This window comes from Agromyces intestinalis (assembly GCF_008365295.1).
Lineage (GTDB): Bacteria > Actinomycetota > Actinomycetes > Actinomycetales > Microbacteriaceae > Agromyces > Agromyces intestinalis.
The window spans coordinates 3,456,454-3,476,565 of the sequence record NZ_CP043505.1; the positions used below are offsets into that span (position 1 = coordinate 3,456,454).

Sequence of the window (20,112 nt, forward strand, 5' to 3'; positions counted from 1 at the left end):
CGTGCCCGAACTCCCCGAGGTCGAGGTCGTTCGTGCCGGGCTCGCGCCCGCGGTGACCGGTGCCCGCGTCGCCGCGGTCGAGGTGTTCGATCGGCGCGCGCTGCGTCGGCACGACCACGTTGCGGTCGACTTCGAGGCGGCCCTGACCGGCGCGCGCGTGCTCGCCGCGGTGCGGCGGGGCAAGTTCCTCTGGCTGCCACTCGCGGATGCTTCGGGGTCGCGTGCCGCCGAGGCATCCGGCCTCGATGCATCACGTCTCGATGCGCGCGCATCCTCGGCGCGCGCCCTCGTCACCCATCTCGGCATGAGCGGGCAGGTGCTGCTTCGCACGCCCGGCCACCCTGGCCCCGAAGCGCCGGGCACACACCTGCGCGTGCGTCTGCACATCGAGCACCCGACGCACGGCGAGCTGCTCGTCGACTTCGACGACCAGCGCATGTTCGGGGGTATGGCGATCGACCGCATGGTGCCCACCTCCGATGGCGCCCCGGCGGGATACTCGGGCGCTGTCGACGGACCGTGGGCGCGCAGCATCCCGACGCAGGTCGCGCACATCGCGCGCGACCCGCTCGATCCCGCTTTCGATGACCGGGCATTCGCGGGGGTGCTCGCACGCAAGCGCAGCGAGATCAAGCGGGTGCTGCTCGACCAGACCGTCGTCAGCGGCATCGGCAACATCTACGCCGACGAGTCGCTCTGGCGGGTGCGGATGCATCCGCAGCAGCCCGCCGCGTCACTCTCGGGGCGGCGGGTCGGTGACCTGCTCGTCGCGGTGCGCGCGGTGCTCGAGCAGGCGCTCGCCGAGGGGGGCACGAGTTTCGACGAGCAGTACGTCAACGTCAACGGCGCGTCGGGATACTTCGCGCATTCGCTGAACGTGTACGGCCAGCAGGGCCACCCGTGCCCGCGTTGCGGCACGCCGATCGTGCGCGAGGCGTTCATGAACCGCTCGAGCCACCGCTGCCCGCGCTGCCAGCGCCTGCGCGCCGGCGTGCGACGCTGAGCGCCCCCACTCGTCCGGTCTGCACGCCGCCTCTCGCCCTCCCAGCCTGCGCCGCCTCTCGCCCTCCCAGCCTGCGCCGCCTCTCGCCCTCCCAGCCTGCGCCGTGGGAACACATTCAAGGATTGGGAACACTTCTCCATGGAAACGTCCTCCCGATCCTCGAATGTGTTCCGGATCGATCGGGGCCGAGACGCTCATGACGTTCGGTGCAGATCGTGGGCGAGTGCGGCAGTGATCTCGGCGAACGTGTTCGGCCAATCGTGGATGATGTCGGCGTAGCCGAATCGGAGCACCCGGTATCCCATGCGCTGCAGCCGGCGATCTTGCGCGCGATCCCGGGCGAGCTGACCGGATCCGGTGTGATGCCCGCCGTCGAGCTGGATGACGAGCCGCCCGATGAGCAGGTCGACCGGGTGACCGTCGATGATCACCTGTTCGCGACACGGGATTCCGGCGCGTGCGAGCCGAACGCGGGTGAGGGACTCCAGCCCTGAGTCGCTCAGCGCGCTGGCATACTCGACGACGGTTCGGAACCGGCCGCCCCGCAGACGGGCGAGGCGCGCCAGCTCATCGAGGGAGATGAGGTGCTGGCGCACGGCGGAGTCGAACACCGCGACGGCTTCGTCGAGCGGGCGACAGGATGCGACGTGCCGCAGCACGTTGTGCAGGCCCTCGATCGCCGGGGAATCACCGGGCAGCGGGCGACGTGCCCAGTGCACGCGCACGTCGGGCGAGTCGGGCGCGAAGTGGCCGTTGCCGGCGCGCGTGACGACATGCAGGCGTCCGTCGTCGAGCACCCAGAGCCCGATGAGCGCTGCCGCGCTGATGCACGCGACCTTCGCACCCATCTGCGCCGCGCGCGCGAGTTCGGGCGGGCACGACGGCAGCGCGATGCGGTCGCGGCCGATCGCGACCAGGCTGCCATCGGCGACGGCGCGTCGCAGGTGATGGTTGCTCAGGCCGGCGGCCCGCAGCATCGTGCGCGTGACGAGGCCGTGGTGCATCCGGAAGAGCTGCTGGATCGACATGCCTCCGAGCGTCTCGAATCCGGCGCATGCCGCAGCGCCGACCCGAGGCATGGTGGACAGGTTGAGCCGCTCACGCGGGTGGGGAGGAGTGGTCGAGCCAACTCCGCGGCTCGGATCGGGAACACATTCGAGGATGGGGAACACTCCCTCCCGAGAACGTCCTCCCAATCCTCGAATGTGTTCCCGATGAGGGGGCAGGGGGAGGGGCAGGGGCAGAGCAGGGGCAGGGGCAGGGGCAGGGGCAGGGGCAGGGGGCAGGGCAGGGGAAGGGCTGAGGGTCAGGTGCGCTGCCACTGGGACTCGAGGGCGAACGGGGTGAAGCCCAGCGCGTCGTTGATGGCGAGCATGTGGGCGTTCTCGTCGGCGTTCCAGGTGTAGACGCGGTTGCGCGCGGGGTCCGTGTCGGCCAGCAGCACGAGATTCGCGAGCTTCAGCCGCAGGCCGAGCCGGTGCCCGCGGTGGGGGGCGAGCACGATCGTGTCCCACTGCTCGACGGCGGGCGATTCGGCGAGCAGCGAGAGCTGCGTGAACCCGGCGACCTCGCCGTCGGATGCGACGGCCGCCGCGACGAGCGACGTGCGTCCCGACGCGAGCGAGCGGCCCTCGTCGTGGCGGACTCGGGCGGCGTCCCACGGCTCGAACTCGTATGAGATGGCTCCGCTCGGCGCGTCGACCGACATCCGCTCGTGCGCGACGGCGAGCGAATCGACGAGGTCGTCGGGTGCGCGGTCGATCCACGTCTCGATGCGGTAGCGGGCTGCGCTCGGCGGGACGGATGCCTCGAGCTCGGCGAGCCGGCGACGGAATCCGTCGGCGCGCCCGTCGAGGTCGAGCGCGCTCACCCGGTCGAGCTGCCCGAGCGCGTACCCGTGCGCGAGCGCGAACCGGACGACTCCGAGACCGGCCGGCAGGCTCGCCCCTCCCTGCGGGGCGTGCAGTCGCTCGCCGCCGCCGTCGTCGTGCGCCAGCAGATGATCGGCTGAAAGCACGGTGGTCGGATGCTCCGCGGCCACCGCCACCCGCTCGGCCTCGGCGAGTAGTCGGGAGCCGATGCCCTCTCGGCGCCGCTCGGGTTCGACGCCGAGCATCGATACGAACGCGGTGGTCGCGTCGACATCGAGCTCCCACACGACCTCGGCCAGACCGACGAGCGCGCCGGCGTCGAACGCGCCGAGCGCGACGTGCGCACGGTCCTCCCGGTCGGTGAGCGAGACGAGCAGCTCGGCGGGGCGGCGTGCGAGGTCGCCCGTGCCGAGCGTCTCGACGTCGAGGCGCCGAACGAGCGCCGCGTACGCCTCGAGCTCGGCCCACGAGGCATCCGGGGCCGCGTCGCGAGCCGGCAGCGCGATCGGGCGGATCTCGACCGTCATGCGTCCCTCCCCAGCTCGCAGCCACGCAGCTTATCGGCGTCCGATCGAGGCGGCAACGGCGGGGGAGCGCAGCTCCGGGGCATCCGCTCGGGTACGCTCGTGCGAGGCATCCGCACCATCCAGCCGACCCGGGGGGACATGTACCTGAAGAGCCTGACGCTGAAGGGCTTCAAGTCCTTCGCGCAGCCGACCACCTTCGCGTTCGAGCCGGGGGTGACCTGCATCGTCGGTCCGAACGGGTCGGGCAAGTCGAACGTGGTCGACGCGCTCGCGTGGGTCATGGGCGAGCAGGGCGCCAAGAGCCTTCGCGGCGGAAAGATGGAAGACGTCATCTTCGCCGGCACCTCGACCCGCGGCCCGCTCGGCCGCGCCGAGGTCGCGCTCACGATCGACAACACCGACGGCGCGCTGCCGATCGAGTACAGCGAGGTCACCATCTCGCGCACGCTGTTCCGCAGCGGCCAGAGCGAGTACGCCATCAACGGCGAGCAGTGCCGCCTGCTCGATGTGCAGGAGCTGCTCAGCGACTCGGGCCTCGGGCGCGAGATGCACGTCATCGTCGGGCAGGGCCAGCTCGACCAGGTGCTGCACGCCAGCCCCTTCGAGCGGCGCGGCTTCATCGAGGAGGCGGCCGGCATCCTGAAGCACCGTCGCCGTAAGGAGAAGACGCTCCGCAAGCTCGAGGCGATGCAGGCCAACCTGACACGGCTCTCCGACCTGGCCGGCGAACTGCGTCGGCAGCTGAAGCCGCTCGGTCGACAGGCCGAGGTCGCGCGCGAGGCGGCGACCATCCAGGCCGAGGTGCGCGACGCGAAGGCGCGGCTGCTCGCCGACGAGGTGGTTGCGCTGAAGCGCGCGCTCGACGAGCACGGTCGCAGCGAGCAGGAGCGGCACTCCGAGCGGCTCGTGCTGCAGGAGCAGCTCGAACAGCATCAGCTCGTCGTGCAGCGGCTCGAGCAGGCCACGCTCGGCGACGGCGTCGACGAGGCGCGCCAGTCGGCGCACGCCCTCGAGTCGGTACAGGACCGACTGCGGTCGCTCGCCGCGCTGGCCGGCCAGCGCATCGCCCTGCTCGAGTCCGCCGCAGAACAGCCGGATACCGCGCCCACCGTGACCCGGGCGGCCATCGACGCCGCCATCGCCGAGCTCGACGGCATCCGTGCCGCGGTCGACGAGGCATCCGATGCGCTCGCCGCGGCCAACCTTCGCACCGCGACCGCCCGCGAGGAGCTCGACCGCGTGGACGTCGAGATCGCCGCGCAGTCCGAGCGGGTGCGCGCCCACGACCTGCGCCTCACCGAGCTGGCGGGGCGGGCCGATTCGGCCGCGTCCAAGCTCGCCGCCGTGCGCGGCGAGGTGCTGCGACACGCGAACGCGCTCGAGGCATCGGCCGAACGACGCGCCGCCGCCGAAGCCGAGTTCACCGCCGCCGAGGCAGAGCAGTCCGATGACGCGGCCGACACCGACCTCGACGAGGCGTACGAGCTCGCCCAGGCCGCCGTGTTCGAGGCCGAGGCCGAGATCGAGCGGATCCGCGAGACGCTGCACGCCGACGAGCGCGAGCGCGAGGCGCTCGCCGCACGCGTCGCCGCGTTGTCACTCGCACTCGACCAGCGCGACGGATCGGCGGCGCTCGTGGCCGCCGGGGTCGACGGCGTGCGCGGGCTGCTCGCCGAGCATCTGCAGGTCGAGCCGGGCTTCGAGGCGGCGATCGCCGCCGCACTCGGCTCGCTGGCCGACGCCGTGCTGGTCGCCGACGCCGGGGGCGCGCTCGCCGCCCTCGAACGGGCCGAGCGCGACGACCTCGGCCGGGTGTCGCTCGCGGTCGCCGATCCGAGCGGTGCGCCGCCCGCGGCGGTGCACGTCGACGGGCTCACCCCGGCCGCCGCGGTCGTCACCGCGCCGGCGGGTGTGCTCGCCCTGCTGGCCGAGGTGCTCGTGGCCGACGACCTCGACGCCGTGGGCTCCGCCGCGCCTGCGCTTGCCGCACTCGACCGGCCCGCGACCGTGATCACCCGCGACGGCACGGTCATCGGCCGGTACGTCGTGCGCGGCGGCACCGGCCGCACCCAGAGCCGCATCGAGCTCATCGCCGAACGCGACCGCTCGCGCGGCCGCCTCGACGAGGTGAGCGCGTCGATCGAGCGGCAGCGCGTGTCGCTCGCGGCCCAGCGCGAGCGCGTCGCCACGGCGAAGGATGCCTCGAAACAGGCGCTGACCGCGCTGCGCGAGTTCGACGCGCAGCTCGCCCAGCGCACCGAACGGCTGAACCGGGCGAGGGTGCGAGTCGAAGCGGCCGTGGCCGACGCGGCACGTCTCGCCGAGGCCGCGACGAACGCCGAGGCGCGCGTCGCCGAGGCCGAACGCGTCGACGCCGAGGCGAAGGCCGCGCTCGCCGCAGCCCGAGACGAACCGCGCCCGGTGCTCGATACCGCTCCGCGCGACGGCGCCGCTGCGGCCCTCGAACGTGCCCGCGAAGACGAGGTCGAGGCCCGGCTGCGCGTCGAGGCTGCACGCCAGCGCGTCAGCACCGAGGCCGAGCGGGTCGCCGCGATGGAACGCCGCTACGCCGCCGAGCAGCAGGCCGCCGCCGAAGCGGCCCGGCGCGCGGTCGTGCGCCGGGCCCAGCTCGGCGCCGCGCAGCGGGTGGCCGCGCTGCTGCCGCCCGTGCTCGCGTCGGTCGACCGGTCGGTCGCCGAGGCGCGCACCGCGCTCGGGCGTGCCGAGGCCGAGCGCGCCAGCCGCAACGAGGAGCTCGTGCGGCACCGCCGCGAGGAAGCTGCCGTACGCGAACGCCTGCACACCGTCACCGAGGACGTGCACGGCCTCGAGCTGCGCATCTACGAGAAGAAGCTGCACGTCGGCTCGCTCCTCGAGCGCGCCGAGAGCGAACTCGGACTCGATGAGGCCGTGCTCATCGCCGAGTACGGGCCCGACGTGCCCGTGCCGGTGAACGCGCCGACGGGCGCATCTGCATCGGCGCCGGATCGGGGGGCCGATGGCGACCGCGATGACGACGACCGCGACGACGGCCGCCGCAACGACGGCCGCCGCGACGACGAGGATGCCGCTGCTGCGGGCGACGCCGTGCCCGAGCCATCCGAGCCCTTCGATCGCGACCGACAGCAGCGCCGTCTCGCACAGGCCGAGCGCAAGCTCGCCCAGCTCGGCCGCGTGAATCCGCTCGCCCTCGAGGAGTTCGCCGCGCTCGAGCAACGGCACCGGTTCCTCACCGAGCAGCTCACCGACCTGCAGCACACGCGCCGCGACCTGCTCACGATCATCGAGGAGATCGACGGGCGCATGGAGTCGATCTTCCGCTCGGCGTTCGAGGACACCCGCGACGCGTTCGCCGAGGTGTTCCCCGTATTGTTCCCGGGCGGCGTCGGCAGCATCTCGCTCACCGACCCCGACGACCTGCTCACGACCGGCATCGAGGTGAACGTGAAGCCCGCCGGCAAGAAGATCGAACGGCTCTCGCTGCTGTCGGGCGGTGAACGGTCGCTCGCGGCGGTCGCGCTGCTGCTGGCGATCTTCAAGGCCCGGCCGAGCCCGTTCTACATCATGGACGAGGTCGAGGCGGCGCTCGACGACGCCAACCTCGGGCGCCTGCTGACGACGTTCGAAGACCTGCGCGAGGCGAGCCAGCTCATCGTCATCACGCACCAGAAGCGCACCATGGAGATCGCCGACGCCCTCTACGGCGTCTCGATGCGCCAGGACGGCGTGTCGGCCGTCGTGGGCCAGCGGGTGCGCGATGACGCGGAGCGCAGGGCGAGCTGAGCGGATGTCGCGGGCCCTCGCGGCAGGCACCGCGGGCTGAGTCGGGGCGCTGAATCGCGGCGAGCGGTGCGGGCACGACGGGCGGATGCCGCGCCGCGCCCGCTGCGGCTCAGCCGGCTTCGGCTTCGGGGTCGACGCCGGACGCCTCGGTTTCGTGGCGGTGCGCTGCGCCGCGCGCCTCGACGAGCCGGGTCGGGCCGAACGACACGTTCTGGTCGACCGTGAGGGCGAGCCCGGCGCCGTCGGCGTCGAACCTGAGCGTGAAGGTGCGCGAGAACGGCGTCTCGACGGCGATGATGCGCACCACGAGCGTGGTCTCGTCGACCCACGCGGCGCTCGAGACGACCGGCCCGAACGTGTGCTCGAGCGGGGCGAGGCCCGGCACCCACTCGTGGTGGCCCGCGGCGACCGTGAATGCACCGACCTCGGACGCCGGGGTGAGGGCGAGCCGGCTGGCGGTGTCGCGGCCGAGCGTCAGGCGCGCGATGCCGAGCGGGTTCGGCTCGAGCGCGAAGGGCACGTCGAGCACGGCGGATTCGAGCGCCGAGGATGCCTCGCCGGCCACGGGCGCGATCGCGAGCGCCGTGCGGTCGAGCGGGCCAGCGGCATGCGAAGCATCCGGTGCATCCGGTGCATCCGGTGCATCCGACGACGCTACCGCCCCCGTGAACTCGGGGAACGCCGCCCAGATCGCGTCGAGCACGGGCTGCATGGCGGGCATGCCCCCCGTGATCGCGAAGACGAGTCGCGGCTCGGGCCAGACCACGATGAACTGCCCGAACGCGCCGTCGGCGCGGTACGCACCGTACCGGCAGCGCCAGAACTGGAAGCCGTAGCCCTGCGCCCAGTCGATGTTGCCGTTCGGGCCGTTGGTCACCTCGGGCGCCGTCGCGGCGACCACCCACTCGGCGGGCACGAGCTGCCGGTCGCCCCACCGCCCGCGCTGCAGCAGCAGCTGACCGAACGCGGCCATGTCCTCGGTCGTGATCGAGAGCCCGAAGCCGCCCATGTCGATGCCCTCGGGCGAACGTTCCCACTCGGCGTTCACGATGCCGAGCGGTGCGAACAGGCGCGGTTCGAGGTAGTCGACGAGCGGTTCGCCCGTGACGCGCTGCACGATCGCGGACAGCAGGTACGTCGACCCCGTGTCGTAGACGAAGCGGGTGCCGGGCTCGTACTCGACGGGCCGCGACAGAATGCCCCGGGCGACGCGTCCGTCGGGGTCGGCCTCGCCGTCGGGCATCGAATCGCCGTCGTGGCCGCTCGTCATGCTGAGCAGGTGACCGACCCGCATGGCCGCGAGGTGCTCGTCGGGGTCGGCGGGCGCGTCGTCGGGGAGCAGGTCGACGACCCGGTCGTCGAGCGCGATGAGGCCCTCGTCGATCGCGATGCCGACTGCGATGGCGGTGAAGCTCTTGCTCACCGAGAACATCGAGTGCGGCAGGTCGGCGGCATAGGGATGCCACCAGCCTTCGGCCACGACCGCGCCGTCGCGCAGCACCATCGCGCTGTGCACCTCGGGGATCGCGTCGAACGCGCGGTACAGGCGGTCGAGCGCGGCGGGGTCGAGGCCGGCGGATTCGGGAGTGGCTCGGGGGAACCGTTGCGTCATCGTCGAACGCATCCTCTCGTCGGGGCCGGCGGTTCGGTCGCCGGCACACCCTCGCCATTGTGCCGAAGGCCGCCGACACGCGACACCCCCCGACGGACTCCGTAGGCTGGAGGCATGGCAGAACGCGCTTCGTGGTCGCTCGGCAACGCCCTCCGCGGCATCTTCGCTGCGAAGACCATCGACGACGACACGTGGGACGACCTCGAGGCAGCGCTGATCACCGCCGATTTCGGTCCGGCGGTCACCGAGGAGATCGTCGAGCGCATCAGGGCCGACGTCGATCGGTACAAGACGACCGATCCGCGTGACGTGCAGCGGATGCTGCGCGAGATCGTCGAGGAGCGGCTGGCGAAGTACGACCCGACGCTGAAGCTCACCGAGCGGCCCGCGGTCGTGCTCGTGGTGGGCGTGAACGGCGTCGGCAAGACGACCACGATCGGCAAATTCGCCCGATTCCTGCGCACCTACGACCGCTCGGTCGTGGTAGGCGCCGCCGACACCTTCCGCGCCGCCGCGGTCGACCAGCTCGCGACGTGGGCCGAGCGGGCGGGCGCGTCGATCGTGCGGCCCGAGCGCGAGGGTCAAGACCCGGCCTCGGTCGCGTTCCAGACGGTCGAGAAGGCCAAGCACGACGGCACCGAGATCGTCATCATCGACACCGCGGGGCGCCTGCACACCAAGGGCGGGCTCATGGACGAGCTCGGCAAGATCAAGCGCGTCGTCGAGAAGCAGGCGCCGATCAGCGAGGTGCTGCTGGTGCTCGACGCGACCACCGGCCAGAACGGGCTCGCGCAGGCCGAGGCCTTCATCGAGCACGGGGGCGTGACGGGCCTCGTGCTCACCAAGCTCGACGGCTCGGCGAAGGGCGGGTTCGTGCTCGCCGTGCAAGAGAAGACGGGCCTGCCGATCAAGCTCATCGGCCAGGGCGAGGGCATCAACGACCTCACGGGCTTCACGCCGCACGTGTTCGCCCAGAAGCTGGTCGGGTAAGGGGGCGACGTGGCTACGGAACACGACTACTTCGGCATCGTCGGCGACTACTGGTCGGAGGACATCGAGTACGCCGACCAGCGCGTCGAGGTCGTGCTCGACGCCGACGACGACATGGTCTCGACGGCCGCACTCGACGCGGCGGCGACGCTGGTCGGCGAGCTCGAACTCGTCGACGACGAGCTGCGCAACGCCTTCGTCACCCAGCTCGACTCGTCGAGCTCGCCCGTGATGCGGTTCCTCGACACGCTGCTCGACCCGCGCCTCGAACAGGCCGAGGACGTCGAGGCGGCCATCGGGCGCGACTCGGGCGATCACCAGGTCGACGCGCTGCGCTCGATGAGCCTCGTGCGCGTCGACCTGCGCCCCGAGGCCGACGGGCAGGGCGAACCGTTCGCCGAATTCGAGTACGGGCTCGCCCCCGACGAGACCGACGAGCGGCTGATCGCCTCGATCGACGTCGGCCGCGAGATCGTCGACGTGCGCTTCGAGGGCTGAGCCCGGTCGTCACGCCTGACCGGCACGCACCCGCCCGCGCAGCGGGGGAGCATCCGCCCTCGCCTAGAATCGAGGGATCATGGCTACGTTCGGCACGCTCTCAGACCGCCTCGCAGAGACCTTCAAGCACCTTCGCACCAAGGGCAAGCTCTCGGCCTCCGACGTCGACGGCACCGTGCGCGAGATCCGCCGCGCGCTGCTCGACGCCGACGTCGCGCTGCCCGTCGTCAAGGACTTCACGGCGAAGGTGCGCGAGCGCGCCCTGGGCGACGAAGTCAACCAGGCGCTGAACCCGGCCCAGCAGGTCGTGCAGATCGTAAACGAAGAGCTCGTGGCGATCCTCGGCGGCCAGCAGCGCCGACTGCAGTTCGCGAAGAACCCGCCGACCGTCATCATGCTCGCGGGCCTGCAGGGCGCCGGCAAGACGACGCTCGCCGGCAAGCTCGCCAAGCACCTCGTCAAAGAGGGGCACACGCCGCTGCTCGTCGCGAGCGACCTGCAGCGCCCGAACGCCGTGAACCAGCTGCAGGTCGTGGGCTCGCAGGCGGGCGTGCCCGTCTATGCGCCCGAGCCCGGCAACGGCGTCGGCGACCCGGTGAGGGTCGCGAAGGACGGCGTCGCGCAGGCCGAGCGCTCCCAGCACGATGTGGTGATCATCGACACCGCCGGCCGTCTCGGCGTCGACGCCGAGCTCATGAAACAGGCGTCGAACATCCGCAAGGCGACGAACCCCGACGAGGTGCTGTTCGTCATCGACGCGATGATCGGCCAGGACGCGGTCGCGACCGCGAAGGCCTTCCAAGACGGGGTCGACTTCACGGGTGTCGTGCTCTCGAAGCTCGACGGCGACGCGCGCGGCGGTGCCGCGCTCTCGGTGGCCTCGGTCACCGGCCGCCCGATCATCTTCGCCTCCACAGGCGAGGGCCTCGACGACTTCGAGCCGTTCCACCCCGACCGCATGGCGAGCCGCATCCTCGACCTCGGCGACATCCTCACCCTCATCGAGCAGGCCCAGCAGGCCTTCGATGAGGAAGAGGCGATGAAGGTCGCCGAGAAGCTCGCGAGCGAGCAGTTCACGCTCGACGACTTCCTGAAGCAGATGCAGCAGCTGCGCGGCGCGGGCAACATCAAGAAGATGCTCGGGATGCTTCCGGGCGCCGGCGGCCTGCGCCAGCAGCTCGACCAGTTCGACGAGCGCGAGATCGTGCGCACCGAGGCGATCATCCAGTCGATGACCCCCGCCGAGCGTCAGAACACGAAGCTCCTGAACGGGTCGCGGCGCCTGCGCATCGCAAAGGGCTCGGGCATGACCGTGACCGACGTGAACCAGCTCGTGCAGCGCTTCGAGCAGGCCGCGAAGATGATGAAGACTGTCGCACGCGGCGGCACGCCGCAGATCCCGGGCATGGGCCCGATCCCGGGTGCCGGCGGGTACGGCGGCGGCAAGCGCCAGGCCGCCAAGGCCAAGAAGAAGTCGGGCGGTTCGCGGTCGGGCAACCCGGCCAAGCGCGCGGCCGAGAACGCGGCGATCGCCTCGGGCGCGCCGACGCACGGCCAGGCGACGCCCTCGGGTGCCGGGTTCGGCCTCGGCGGTGGCGGTGCCGCCCCGAAGGGCGCACCGAGCGAGGAAGAGCTCGCCGCGCTGCAGAAGTTCCTCGGGCGGTAGGCCCGGCCCGACAGCCGGTCAGCGCACGCGGCCGGTCATCGCGCCCACTCGCGCAGCCGGTCGATCTCGAGGCCCTGCGTCGTCGCGATCGTGCGGGCGAGGCGGGCGACCGCCGGGTCGCCCGAGGTGGCGAGACGTTCCTCGGCCATCTCGATCGCACCCTCGTGGTGCCGGGTCATCGCGTCGACGAACAGCCGGTCGAACGCGTCGCCGTCGAGCGTCTCGGCCCGGCTCAGCGTGGCCGCGCTGAGCGCGCCCGGCATCGGCTCGGCGTCATGGCCGCCCGCGGCCGCCTGGGCGTCGATGCCGCGGCGCTCGAGCCAGGCCCGCAGCGCGGTCGCCTCGGCCCGCTGGGTCACCGCGATCGTCGCGGCGAGCTCGGCCAGCGCCGGGTCGCCCGCACGCCCGTCGGCGAGTTCGGCGAGGGCCACCGCCTGGTCGTGATGCTCGGCCATCATCGCGACGAACGCGGCGTCGTCGGGCGAGGCGGTCGCTTCGGATGAACCGGATGCCTCGGATGAACCGGTCGCCTCGGATGAACCGGTCGCCTCGGATGAACCGGTCGCCTCGGATGAACCGGTCGCCTCGGATGAACCGGATGTCTCGGGAGAGACCGATGGCTCGGACGCGTCGCATCCCGCAAGGCCCGCGAGCACCGCTGCGAGCACGATGACGCTCGCGGCGCGCGCCGCCGTCCGCACGCGGCGGCCCCGCGTCATCCGTCGCCCGCCTCGGTTGCCGCCGGCGTTGCTCGCGCCGCTCGTCGGCGCCGCACGACCGCACGGCGGCGCAGCACGACCACCGCACCGACGAGCACCACGATCGCTCCCACGACCATCCACACCCACCAGGGCACGCCGCTCTCGCCGGTCGCCGCGACGGGCGAGGTCGACGGCGACGCGGTCGGCGTCGGCGCCTCCACCGCAAGCGTGCCGAGCGCCAGCCTCGGCGCCGAGCGGTCGCCGCGCACGACGAGGTCGTAGGCGCCCGCGGCGAGCGGGCCGGGCGCATCGACCACGGTCTCGGGCAGCGATCCGTCGGCGGCGGCGGTCACGGTCGCGAGCGAGCGGGCCTCGGGCATCCACCAGACGTCGACGGTCTCGCCGGGTTCGAGGCTGCCGGGCGGCAGCGACACCCGAAGCGCGGGGGTCGCGCCCACCGCCACCGTCGCCGGGTCGATGGAGAGGGGCGTGAGCGCAGCGCGCTCCGCGGCATCCGTCGGCAGTACCGGGGCCTCGCGCCAGACCCAGGCGTACTCGGGCTGGGTCTGCGGGTTGAGGCCCTGCGGGTCGTAGCGGGCGGCGTCGGCGAACACCGGGTCGGTGAGCCGCAGCACCTCGAGTCCGTCGTACATGTCGCTCGCGTACAGGTAGCCGTCGTAGAAGTACGCCGCCCAGATGCCGGCCGTGTAGTCCATCGAGTAGCCGTAGGTCGGCTTGTCGAACCAGGTCAGCTCGACGGGCGCGGCCGGGTCGGTGAAGTCGATCACCGAGACCCCGCCCTCGAGCCACGCCTGCGCGACGATGAACCGGTCGGGCACCGGGATGAGCCCGCCCGAGTGCGCGACGCACTTCTCGAGGTCGCTCTGCTCGCGGGGGATCGTGAAGTACGACACCTGCGCGAGCTGGCCCTCGACCAGCGACCAGTACGCGTCGGCGCCGCGGTCGCCTCCGAACGCGGGGGAACAGGTGTTGATGAACCCGTCGCCCAGTTCGTCCTGGAACACCACCCCCGACGCGTCGTTCGCGAAGATGCCCGAGTGCCAGAACGCGACGTTCGCGTCGCGCACCTGCTGCAGCACGGTGGGGTGCAGCGGGTCGGCGATCGACAGCAGCAGCCCGTCGCCGCGGCACGCGGCGAGTGCGAGCGCCTTCGCGGGGTACACGCTGATCTCGTGGCATCCGGTCGTCGAGCGCGTCTCGGCGCCGCCCGGCACGCGGTCGTCGGGTCCGAATGCGGGGATGTCGGCGAACAGGTCGAGCTCGCCGACGATCGCGGCCTGCTCGGGCGCGTCGAGCGGCACGCCGACGATCTGCAGCGGGTTGCGGCCGGTGCAGTTCAGGGATGCTCCGCGGCTGTACGCGTTGACGTAGACGAGCACCCGGCTCGGGTCGGCAGGGTCGGGCACGACGGTGTGGGTGTGCGAGCCGCAGCGGGTGCGCACGGCGGCCGCGTACCTCGGTGCGGCCGGATCGCTCACGTCGAAGACGCGGATCCCCTCCCAGTTCTCGACGGTCTCGGGCACCCGTACCGCATCGCATGCCTCGCTCGACATAGTCTCGTCGATCGACACGATCACGAGGTGCCCGACCGCGCTCACATCGCCCTGACCGCCCGCGCAGTGCGTGACGCTGCGCAGCTGCGGGTCGGCCGGGTTCGAGATGTCCCACATCGAGAAGCCGTCGAAGTTGCCCTGGACGAGGTGGTCGCCGGTGAACGCGAGATCGGAGTTGATGAAGTTCGCGTCATCGCCCTGCCGGAACGGGTTGTCGCGATGCGCGACCCACTCCAGGCCGGGCCCGATCGAGGGTGCGCGGTCGTCGCCCGTCGCCTGGGCGGGCAGCGGGGGGATCAGCAGGGCGGCGATGGCGATCAGGGCCGCAGCGAACGCGCGGATGCCTCGGGCACGCCGCCGCACGGTCACCCCGTCGGGTCGGCGTCGTGCCGGGCCGACGCGTCGGCGATGAACGCGTCGAGTGCGGCCCCGTCGAGCAGGGCGATGGGACGCGGCCCGTGGTCGGCGGCCGCCCGGGCCCGCTCGCCGTCGAGCGGCGCCGCGGACGCGGCCAGCACGACGTTGCCGAGGCTCGCGCCCTCGATCACCCCTGGAAAGGCGAGCGCGATCACGTTCGGCCGGAACTCGGCGAGCGTGGCCGCGACCTCGCGGCTGAACGCGAGGTCGCGCGTGGCGAGTGTGTTGGCGATGACGATCGCGTCGGGCGCGAGCAGCAGGTCGAGCTGCTGCAGGAACTCGAGCGTCGACAGGTGCCGCGGCGCGAGGGCGCCCGAGAAGACGTCGATGATGGCGACGTCGTAGCCGCCGTCGGCGCGTGCGGCGCGCTCGACCGCTTCGCGGGCGTCGCCGAATTCGACGGTGAGCTCGACCCCCTGGGGGAGTGGCAACGCGTCGAGCACGAAGTCGAGCAGGTCCTGGTGCAGTTCGACGACGTGCTGCGTCGAGCCGGGGCGCATCACGCCCACGTAGCGGGGCAGGCTCAGCGCGCCGCCCCCGAGATGCAGCACCCGCAGCGGACGACGCGGGGCGACGCATCCGTCGACGATGCCGGCCGCGAGGCGCACGTACTCGAGCTGCAGGTCGAGCGGGTCGAGCGGGTTCACGTGCGACTGGGTCGTGCCGTCGATGACGAGCGAGTATCCGCCGTTCGTGCCGCGCCCGGGAAGGAGCGTCGCCCGCACGTCGCGTCCGTGGAGTTCGAGGCTCGGTTCCGCCATGGCGTCCACCCTAGGTCGGCGCGGGAGCCGCGGCCAGAGGGCGCGCCCGCGAAAGAACGTCCGCGAGGTGGGGTCGGTGCGTACAATGGCCGCCAGAGCGAGCGGCGAGGGGATGCACCGCATGCCGGCGACGAGTACACCAGTGGCGGTCGGGTGGGACGAGCGCGTGCTCGCCGAGCAATCCGAACCGCATTTCATGCAGTCGAGCACGTGGGAGCGGCTGCGGTCCGATGGCCCGTGGCGCTCGCGGCGGTTGCCCGAGGTCGACGGACACGGCCTGCCGGTGCTCGCGTACGAGCGCGAGGTGCCCGGGTACGGCACGCTGCAGCATCTGCCGCGGGTGAGCGGCATCGACTCCGAGGGCGTGGCGCGGTTCAGCGAACGCGTGCGCGCGCATCGCGGCTCCGCGTTCGCGACGAAGCTCGAGGTGCATCAGCCCTACGACCACGCGCTCGTGGCCGCGTTCGAGGAGCACGGTTGGCAGCCGTCGCGGGCCTCGCAGTACCGGCACGCGGTGGTCGTGGAGACCGGCATGAGCGAGGCCGAGATCCTCGGGCGCATGAAGAAGCGGGCCCGCAGCGAGATCCGGGTGGCCGAGCGCAACGGGGTGATCGCCGGTCGGGCGCGGATGACTCGCGAGAACCGCGAGCACATGCTCGCGCTCGTCGCCGAAACAGCCGATCGCTCCGGCGCGTTCTTCCGTTCCTCCGACTACCTCGAGCGCGTGTGGACGGAGTTCGCCGCCGACGGTCGTGGCTGGCTGCACTTCGCGTGGCACGACGGGCGCGTGGTCGCCGGCGCATTCGTCGTCGCGTACGGGCCGAACGCGTGGTACAAGGATGGCGGGTCGCTGCGCGACCGGCCCCAGTTGATGGCCTCGCGGTACCTGCAGTGGGATGTGATCCGCGAGCTGGCGGCCGCGGGGGTGCGCCGGTACGACCTCGGTCATGTGCCCCCGCCCGACGAGCCCGATGCGCCCGGTCAGGGCGTGCTGACGTTCAAGAGCGCGTTCGCGCGCGAGGTGCTCGTGTACATGCCGGCGCTGCTGCTCGCGCACGACGCGCGCGCCGAGGAGTTCCGCCGCGGCGAGAGCGCGTTCATCGAGGCGCATCGGCGTCGAACCGGGGACTACTGGTACTGACCCTTTGCTTACAGCGCTGTAAGCAAACCGCGCCGGCGAGCCGGTAGGGTGAGCAGCGGCGACTCCGCCGAGACACGATGACTGGAGCACTCCCATGACCACGGGTTCCCCCGACTACCGCGACTCGGGCCTCGAGTTCGGCCCCGACTTCCTGTTCGGCACGGCGACCGCGTCGTACCAGATCGAGGGCGCCGCGACCGAGGACGGCCGGGGCCCGAGCATCTGGGACACCTTCAGCCACACGCCCGGCAAGGTGTGGAACGGCGACACCGGCGACGTGGCCGACGACCACTACCACCGCTGGGAGGCCGACCTCGACCTGATGGTCGAGCTCGGGCTCGAGGCGTACCGCTTCTCGATCGCGTGGCCGCGTATCCAGCCGACCGGGCGCGGCCCCGCGAACGAGGCGGGCCTCGCGTTCTACGAGCGCCTCGTCGACGGGCTCATCGCCCGAGGCATCCGGCCCATCGCGACGCTCTACCACTGGGATCTGCCGCAGGCCCTCGAGGACGAGGGCGGCTGGACCAACCGCGAGACCGCGTACGCGTTCGCCGACTACGCGCGTCTCGTCGGCGAACGGCTCGGCGACCGCATCGACGTGTGGACCACGCTCAACGAGCCCTGGTGCAGCGCGTACCTCGGGTACGGCTCGGGCGCGCACGCGCCCGGCCTGATGGACGGCGCCAAGGCGCTCGCCGCCGTGCACCACCTGAACCTCGCCCACGGACTCGCGGTCGCGGCCCTCCGCGAGGTGGTGCCCGGTGACCCGAAATTCTCGATCACGCTGAATCTGCATGTCATCCGCCCCTCGGGCGACACCGGCCACGAAGCGGCCCGCCGCATCGACGGCCTGGCCAACCGGGTGTTCCTCGGGCCGCTGCTCGACGGCGAGTACCCCGCCGACGTCATCGACGACACGCGAGCCGTCACCGACTGGTCGTTCGTGAAGCCCGGCGACACCGAGCTCATCAATCAGCCCATCGACCTGCTCGGCGTGAACTACTACTCGACGGTCACCGTGCGCATGTGGGACGGCGCGACCCCGCGCGTCAACGCCGACGGCCACAAGGACATGGGCGGCACCGCCTGGCCCGGCGCCGACGACGTCGAGTTCCTCGAGCAGCCCGGCCCGTACACCGCCATGGGGTGGAACATCGACCCGTCGGGGCTCGAAGACCTGCTCGTCGCACTGCACGAGGCGTACCCGAACCTGCCGCTCATGGTCACCGAGAACGGCGCGGCGTACGACGACGTCGTCACCGAGGGCCCCGACGGCCGGCCCGTCGTGCAGGACGACGACCGCGTCGACTACCTGCGCCGGCACTTCACGGCCGCCCACCGCGCGATCGCACGCGGGGTCGACCTGCGCGGGTACCAGGTGTGGTCGTTCCTCGACAACTTCGAGTGGGGCTACGGCTACTCCAAGCGCTTCGGCATCGTGCGCGTCGACTACGACACGCTCGAGCGGCTGCCCAAGGCGAGCGCCCGCTGGTATGCCGACCTCATCCGCGACCGCCGCATCCCGGCGTGATCGCCTGACCGGTCGGCCCGGCACCGCGCCCGGTTGGCCGGGCGCGCAGCCGGGCTCGGCCGCTCAGCCCGCCTCGGGCGCGCCCGAGCGGAACTCGCGGGCCAGGTGCGCGACCACCTGCGAGAGGTCGCCGTCGGATGCCTCGGCCACTCGCAGCTGGCGACGGTAGCTCGCACCCGCCTCCAGCATCCGACGCACCTGCTGCAGCTCCACCGGGCAGCCGAGGCGTTCGGCGACCGGGACGAGCTGCGTCACCAGGTCGGACAGGTCGTCGGTGACGAGGCGCTCGGAGCCCGCGACATCCGTGATGATCTCGGCATCGAGTCCGTACCGGGCCGCACGCCACTTGTTCTCGCGCACGAACCACGGCTGCAGCACCGGCAGCTCCTCGCCGGCGTCGATCCGCTCACTGAGCCACTCGACGAGGCACTGCACGAGCGCGGCGATCGCCCCGATCTCGACGGCGGTCGACACCCCGTCGCACACGCGCACCTCGATCGTGCCCCACTGCGGCGAGGGCCGGATATCCCACCTCACCTCGGTGTGGTCGACGATCACGCCCGTGCGCATGAGGTCGTCGACGTACCGCTCGAACGCCGGCCAGTCGGCGAGCGGGTACGGCAGGCCCGCGGTGGGCAGCTGCTGGAACATCAGCGCGCGGTTCGAGGCGTACCCGGTCTCGACGCCCGCCCAGAACGGGCTCGAGGCGCTGAGCGCCTGCAGATGCGGGATGAACGCGAGCAGCCCGCCGAGGATCGGCAGCGCCTTGTCGCGATCCTCGATGCCGACGTGCACGTGGATGCCCCAGATCATCATGTTGCGCCCCCACCACCGGGTGCGCTCGATGAGCTCGTGGTACCTGGGCTTGTCGGTGAGGTGCTGGTCGAACCACTGCCCGAACGGGTGCGAGCCGCTGCAGACGAGCTCGTACTCGCCGAGCCGGTCGAGCACGGCGCGCACCTCATCGACCTGCCCGAGCAGGTCGTCGACGGCGTCGGCGACCCGGCGGTGCACGCCCGAGACGAGCTCGACGGTGTTGGTGAGCAGCTCACCGGTCACGTGCGGGTGCGGGGTGCCGTCGTCGCCGGCGAGCTCGGCGAGCACGACGTCGGCGATCGACGCGAGGTCGCCCGTCGTCCGGTCGACGATCGCGAGCTCCCATTCGATGCCGAGCGTCGACCGATCCGACCGCGCGAATTCGATCATCCGCAGCCCCCTCCCGCGCCCCTCGGGCCATCATGACACGCGGCGGCGCGGCGGCTACGCTGTGCCGCAGGATCTTCCGCAGACGGCGGGCGGACCCGGGCACGGAAGGAGCAGCGGTTGAGCGCACCGATGCAGGTCGTCGAGAGCGTGAGCCTGCGCGAGCAGGTCGAGCGCGCGCTGAGCTCGCGCATCGTGTCGGGGGAGTTCCATCCGGGTACCGTGCTCACCGTGCCGACGCTGGCGACGGAGTTCGGGGTGAGCGCGACCCCCGTGCGAGAGGCCATGTTGAACCTCGCTCGGCGCGGGTTCCTGAGCCCGATCCGCAACCGCGGGTTCCGGGTCACCGAGGTCTCCGACGACGAACTGCGCCAGCTCGGCGAGGTGCGGACGCTGCTCGAGGCCCCGCCGATGCGCGCGCTGGCCGGGCGCATCCCCGACGCGCTCGCCGAGCGGCTGCTCGCCCTCGCCGACGCCATCGTGGTCGCCGGACGCGAGCGGCGGTTCCAGGACTACCTCGAGGCCGACACCGAGTTCCACCTCGCATTGCTCGCGCAGACGGGCAACGCGTTCCTCGTCGACGTGGTGCGCGACCTGCGCCAGCAGACCCGGCTGATCGGCCTCGTGCACGTGTCCGACCACGACGGCCTCACCGAGTCGGCGCTCGAGCACGCCGAGCTCGTGCGGTTGCTCGTCGCGGGCGACGGCGATGGCGCCGAGGCGCTCATGCGCCGGCACATCGGTCACGTGTCGGGCGTGTGGAGCGGGCACGACGAGACCTGAGGTCGGAGAGTGGCTCTCCGCGCCTCCGGCGTGTGTAATATGTCACGCACC

15 protein-coding genes are annotated in these 20,112 nt (G+C 72.1%); 8 read left to right on the forward strand and 7 right to left on the reverse strand.

Annotation, left to right across the window (positions count from 1 at the left end; all coding sequences use genetic code 11):
• The first annotated feature begins 1 nt into the window (after position 1).
• Positions 2 to 1,003, forward strand: coding sequence for a bifunctional DNA-formamidopyrimidine glycosylase/DNA-(apurinic or apyrimidinic site) lyase (gene mutM / locus FLP10_RS15745; RefSeq protein WP_149161725.1), 1,002 nt, complete (start codon positions 2 to 4; stop codon positions 1,001 to 1,003).
• Positions 1,004 to 1,197: 194 nt separating this feature from the next.
• On the opposite strand, the gene FLP10_RS15750 is transcribed toward mutM, so the two are convergent.
• Together FLP10_RS15750 and FLP10_RS15755 are read right to left on the reverse strand one after the other, a co-directional pair.
• Positions 1,198 to 2,175, reverse strand: a complete 978-nt coding sequence (locus tag FLP10_RS15750) for a type IV toxin-antitoxin system AbiEi family antitoxin domain-containing protein (protein WP_149161726.1) — start codon at positions 2,173 to 2,175, stop codon at positions 1,198 to 1,200.
• 134 nt (positions 2,176 to 2,309) lie between these two features.
• Positions 2,310 to 3,401 carry a GNAT family N-acetyltransferase gene (locus tag FLP10_RS15755; protein ID WP_149161727.1) on the reverse strand — a complete coding sequence of 364 codons (1,092 nt, stop codon included), beginning with the start codon at positions 3,399 to 3,401 and terminating at the stop codon, positions 2,310 to 2,312.
• Between the two features lie 138 nt (positions 3,402 to 3,539).
• On the opposite strand from FLP10_RS15755, the gene FLP10_RS15760 reads away from it, so the two are divergent.
• On the forward strand, positions 3,540 to 7,184 hold the full coding sequence (locus FLP10_RS15760; protein ID WP_149162305.1) for an AAA family ATPase: 3,645 nt from the start codon (positions 3,540 to 3,542) through the stop codon (positions 7,182 to 7,184).
• Positions 7,185 to 7,293: 109 nt separating this feature from the next.
• On the opposite strand, the gene FLP10_RS15765 is transcribed toward FLP10_RS15760, so the two are convergent.
• Positions 7,294 to 8,796: a serine hydrolase domain-containing protein gene (locus tag FLP10_RS15765; RefSeq protein ID WP_149161728.1), complete on the reverse strand. Its 1,503-nt coding sequence runs from the start codon at positions 8,794 to 8,796 to the stop codon at positions 7,294 to 7,296.
• A gap of 114 nt (positions 8,797 to 8,910) precedes the next feature.
• Here FLP10_RS15765 and ftsY point away from each other — a divergent pair, with 114 nt between their 5' ends.
• The 3 genes from ftsY (at position 8,911) to ffh (ending at position 11,950) form a co-directional block, all read left to right on the forward strand.
• Entirely contained in the window at positions 8,911 to 9,786 is an 876-nt protein-coding gene (gene ftsY / locus FLP10_RS15770; protein WP_149161729.1) for a signal recognition particle-docking protein FtsY, read from the forward strand.
• Between the two features lie 9 nt (positions 9,787 to 9,795).
• Positions 9,796 to 10,284, forward strand: a complete 489-nt coding sequence (locus FLP10_RS15775; RefSeq protein WP_149161730.1) for a hypothetical protein — start codon at positions 9,796 to 9,798, stop codon at positions 10,282 to 10,284.
• Positions 10,285 to 10,363: 79 nt separating this feature from the next.
• Entirely contained in the window at positions 10,364 to 11,950 is a 1,587-nt protein-coding gene (gene ffh, locus FLP10_RS15780) for a signal recognition particle protein (protein WP_149161731.1), read from the forward strand.
• 35 nt (positions 11,951 to 11,985) lie between these two features.
• Here the strand turns inward: ffh and FLP10_RS15785 are convergent, their stop codons facing one another.
• From FLP10_RS15785 to FLP10_RS15795, 3 genes are read right to left on the reverse strand one after another with little or no spacing between them, the layout of a single operon-like run.
• Positions 11,986 to 12,669: a DUF305 domain-containing protein gene (locus FLP10_RS15785; RefSeq protein WP_149161732.1), complete on the reverse strand. Its 684-nt coding sequence runs from the start codon at positions 12,667 to 12,669 to the stop codon at positions 11,986 to 11,988.
• Entirely contained in the window at positions 12,666 to 14,588 is a 1,923-nt protein-coding gene (locus FLP10_RS15790; RefSeq protein ID WP_149161733.1) for an LVIVD repeat-containing protein, read from the reverse strand. Before FLP10_RS15790 ends, FLP10_RS15785 begins: the two co-directional genes overlap by 4 nt.
• A gap of 2 nt (positions 14,589 to 14,590) precedes the next feature.
• Positions 14,591 to 15,403, reverse strand: coding sequence for a spermidine synthase (locus tag FLP10_RS15795; RefSeq protein WP_168209217.1), 813 nt, complete (start codon positions 15,401 to 15,403; stop codon positions 14,591 to 14,593).
• 121 nt (positions 15,404 to 15,524) lie between these two features.
• On the opposite strand from FLP10_RS15795, the gene FLP10_RS15800 reads away from it, so the two are divergent.
• Both FLP10_RS15800 and FLP10_RS15805 read left to right on the forward strand, forming a co-directional pair.
• Positions 15,525 to 16,544 carry a lipid II:glycine glycyltransferase FemX gene (locus FLP10_RS15800; RefSeq protein ID WP_168209218.1) on the forward strand — a complete coding sequence of 340 codons (1,020 nt, stop codon included), beginning with the start codon at positions 15,525 to 15,527 and terminating at the stop codon, positions 16,542 to 16,544.
• 94 nt (positions 16,545 to 16,638) lie between these two features.
• Positions 16,639 to 18,075, forward strand: coding sequence for a GH1 family beta-glucosidase (locus FLP10_RS15805; protein ID WP_149161736.1), 1,437 nt, complete (start codon positions 16,639 to 16,641; stop codon positions 18,073 to 18,075).
• Positions 18,076 to 18,138: 63 nt separating this feature from the next.
• On the opposite strand, the gene FLP10_RS15810 is transcribed toward FLP10_RS15805, so the two are convergent.
• Complete coding sequence (locus FLP10_RS15810) at positions 18,139 to 19,281, reverse strand: glutamate--cysteine ligase (RefSeq protein WP_149161737.1); 1,143 nt, start codon at positions 19,279 to 19,281, stop codon at positions 18,139 to 18,141.
• Positions 19,282 to 19,398: 117 nt separating this feature from the next.
• On the opposite strand from FLP10_RS15810, the gene FLP10_RS15815 reads away from it, so the two are divergent.
• Positions 19,399 to 20,061 (forward strand): GntR family transcriptional regulator, encoded by a 663-nt coding sequence (locus FLP10_RS15815; protein ID WP_246150054.1) that lies wholly within the window; start codon positions 19,399 to 19,401, stop codon positions 20,059 to 20,061.
• The last annotated feature ends 51 nt before the right edge of the window (positions 20,062 to 20,112 follow it).

Coding starts and splice junctions, on each gene's coding strand:
- FLP10_RS15755 (WP_149161727.1), bottom strand. CDS start 3,401: ATGACGGTCGAGATCCGCCCGATCGCGCTGCCGGCTCGCGACGCGGCC.
- FLP10_RS15760 (WP_149162305.1), top strand. CDS start 3,540: ATGTACCTGAAGAGCCTGACGCTGAAGGGCTTCAAGTCCTTCGCGCAG.
- FLP10_RS15765 (WP_149161728.1), bottom strand. CDS start 8,796: ATGACGCAACGGTTCCCCCGAGCCACTCCCGAATCCGCCGGCCTCGAC.
- ftsY (WP_149161729.1), top strand. CDS start 8,911: ATGGCAGAACGCGCTTCGTGGTCGCTCGGCAACGCCCTCCGCGGCATC.
- ffh (WP_149161731.1), top strand. CDS start 10,364: ATGGCTACGTTCGGCACGCTCTCAGACCGCCTCGCAGAGACCTTCAAG.
- FLP10_RS15785 (WP_149161732.1), bottom strand. CDS start 12,669: ATGACGCGGGGCCGCCGCGTGCGGACGGCGGCGCGCGCCGCGAGCGTC.
- FLP10_RS15795 (WP_168209217.1), bottom strand. CDS start 15,403: ATGGCGGAACCGAGCCTCGAACTCCACGGACGCGACGTGCGGGCGACG.
- FLP10_RS15800 (WP_168209218.1), top strand. CDS start 15,525: ATGCCGGCGACGAGTACACCAGTGGCGGTCGGGTGGGACGAGCGCGTG.
- FLP10_RS15805 (WP_149161736.1), top strand. CDS start 16,639: ATGACCACGGGTTCCCCCGACTACCGCGACTCGGGCCTCGAGTTCGGC.
- FLP10_RS15810 (WP_149161737.1), bottom strand. CDS start 19,281: ATGATCGAATTCGCGCGGTCGGATCGGTCGACGCTCGGCATCGAATGG.